This is a genomic window from Komagataeibacter kakiaceti JCM 25156, from assembly GCF_000613305.1.
This window is the reverse complement of record NZ_BAIO01000408.1, coordinates 1-2,153: the sequence shown is the minus strand read 5'-3', so window position 1 is coordinate 2,153 and position 2,153 is coordinate 1. Positions and strand designations below refer to the sequence as shown.

Genomic DNA, 2,153 nt, shown 5'->3' with positions numbered 1-2,153 from the left:
CCACCGGCTCCGGCCGGGGGGCTGCATGGGGGCGGGCGCGTGGTCGGCATGGGTCATGATTTGAAACTTCCCTTCCAGAAGAAGCCGTTTCCGGTAAAAACGACCAGTGATATAGCTGCTGGCGGGAGTAAGAAGAACCATGACTGAAATGCGCCTGACATTGCGGCTTGACGCAAATGGCACCCCCCTGCTTGGGCATGGCAAGATCCGGCTGCTGGAACAGATCGGCCAGACGGGCTCCATTTCAGCCGCGGCGCGGGTCATGGGCATGTCCTACCGCCGGGCGTGGCTGCTGGTCGAGGCCATGAACACCACCTTCACGCAGCCACTGGTTTCCGCCCGGCCCGGCGGCGGCGGGGGTGCTGGCCTTTCACCCGAAGGGGAAGCCGTGCTGCGCCTGTACCGTGAGATCGAGGACGCGGCCCGTGATGCGACCCGCGCCCCGCTTGCGGCACTGGGGGCGATGTGCGCCCCCATGCCGTGAAAAAGACATGAGTGTGATATTACATTCATATCAGCACCTGCATGGCCAGAATAAGAAGCCAGAATAACAAGAATGAACCGGAGTTCAGCGCAGTGTTACGACGTGATTTCATGAAAGCGGGAACCGCCCTTTCCGCCCTGTCCCTGTCGGGCATGGGCGCGATCCGGACCGCCAGGGCGACCCAGAGCGGCAATTTCGATTCCACGACCGTACGCACCCTGGCGCACCAGCTTTCGCAGCAGGCCTATCAGGCCCCGTCGCAGACCCTGCCTTCCGCCCTGCGCAACCTGAACTTCGATCAGTACAACTCCATGTCCTTCCGTTCGGAACAGGCATTGTGGCATGGGGAGAATCTGGGTTTCGATGTCGAGTTCTTTCCGCGCGGGTATCTGTACGCGCCCCGCATCGACATGCACGAGGTCATTGACGGGCAGGCCCGCCCCATCACCTTCAGCCCGGACATGTTCGACTACGGCGATCCCGCTGCGGGTGAATGACGATATCGGTTTTGCCGGACTGCGCCTGCGCGCGCCGATCAACACGCCCGGCGTGATGGAGGAATTCTGCGTCTTTCTGGGCGCATCCTATTTCCGCGCCGTGGCGAAGGGGCAGAATTACGGCCTCTCGGCGCGCGGCTTCGCCAATGGCACAGGCGACCCGGCGGGGGAGGAGTTCGCCCTGTTCCGCGCCTTCTGGCTGGAAAAGCCCAAGGCGGGGGTGGACAGCGTCGTGGTGCATGCCCTGCTTGACAGTCCCTCCCTCGCCGGGGCGTTCCGCTTCACCATCCGGCCGGGCGAGACCACGATATTCGATGTCCAGTCCTATCTCTATCCGCGCAAGGCCATTGCGGAATCCGGCATCGCGCCGCTGACGGGCATGTTCTACTTCGATGCCAACGACCGTACCCGCGTGGATGACTGGCGGCCCGCCGCCCATGACAGCGAGGGGCTTTCGATGTGGACCGGCAGCGGCCAGCAGTTGTGGCGGCCGCTGCGCAACCCGCGTGATCTCCAGTTCTCGGCCTTCAGCGATGTCAGGCCGCATGGCTTCGGTCTCATGCAGCGCAAGCGCGCCTTTGCCGATTTCGAGGATGTGGCCCTGAATTATGAAAAGCGTCCCTCGCTGTGGATCGAACCGATCGGGGACTGGGGCATGGGCGCGGTTGATCTGGTGGAAATTCCCACACCCAACGAGGTGAACGACAATATCGTTTCCTTCTGGCGGCCCCAGCAGCCGCTGGACCAGGGGCATGAATACATCTTCACCTACCGCATGTACTGGGGCTGGGACACGCCGTGGCCCACGAAGCTCGCCCGCGTGGCCGCCACGCGCGTGGGGGAATCGACGGATGATTCGCATACCCGGTTCTTCGACCTCGATTTCGTGGGCGCGCCGTTCCAGAACCTGCCGGACAAGCCGCATTTCCACCTGCAATGCCGGACTTCGGCGGGTGAAATCCGCAATGTGGTGGTTGAACCGGTTCCCCCCATCCATGGCTGGCGCAGTACGTTCGAATTCGCGCCGGGAGACGCCAAGGTGGCGGAACTGAACTGCGTGCTGGCCGATGATAACGGCCCCGTATCGGAAGAATGGGTCTATCGATGGACGCCGTAGGCGGTCTGGCGTCTTCGGGGCCGCCGCCGCGCGGTCCGTCCACCCTGCTGCCGCA

General features: G+C 63.4%; 1 protein-coding gene and 1 pseudogene. Both read left to right on the top strand.

The window, feature by feature from the left end; translation table 11 throughout:
- The first annotated feature begins 139 nt into the window (after nucleotides 1-139).
- Nucleotides 140-484 (top strand): winged helix-turn-helix domain-containing protein, encoded by a 345-nt coding sequence (locus tag JCM25156_RS14480; protein WP_025813629.1) that lies wholly within the window; start codon nucleotides 140-142, stop codon nucleotides 482-484.
- 110 nt (nucleotides 485-594) lie between these two features.
- A pseudogene (locus JCM25156_RS24790) lies at nucleotides 595-2,098 on the top strand (glucan biosynthesis protein).
- Nucleotides 2,099-2,153: the final 55 nt, after the last annotated feature.